Origin of the sequence: Pseudomonas sp. W15Feb9B, assembly GCF_000828175.1 — a bacterium.
Taxonomy (GTDB): Bacteria; Pseudomonadota; Gammaproteobacteria; order Pseudomonadales; family Pseudomonadaceae; genus Aquipseudomonas; species Aquipseudomonas parakoreensis.
Map to the genome: position 1 here is coordinate 1 of NZ_JTKF01000071.1, position 203 is coordinate 203.

The window sequence follows — 203 nt, forward strand, 5'->3', positions numbered from 1 at the left end:
GGCTTCCCACAATCGGTGACTACACCGCTCGGCAGCACGCTGACCATCACCGGTTTCAACGCAACGACCGGTGTAGTGAGTTATAGCTACACGCTGGATCACAACGACGCCCACCCAACCGCCAACGGCGCCAACAACCTGCCCGAGCAGTTCGCCGTCACCGTGGTGGACGACAATGGTACGACTGCCAATGCGACCCTCGA

Annotated in this window: 1 protein-coding gene; it reads left to right on the top strand. The window is 60.6% G+C overall.

Translation table 11 applies throughout. The annotated features are described in order from the left end of the window. Nucleotides 1-203, top strand: a 203-nt coding sequence (locus OC71_RS26185; protein WP_041074853.1) for a hypothetical protein, incomplete at both ends; no start/stop codon positions are given.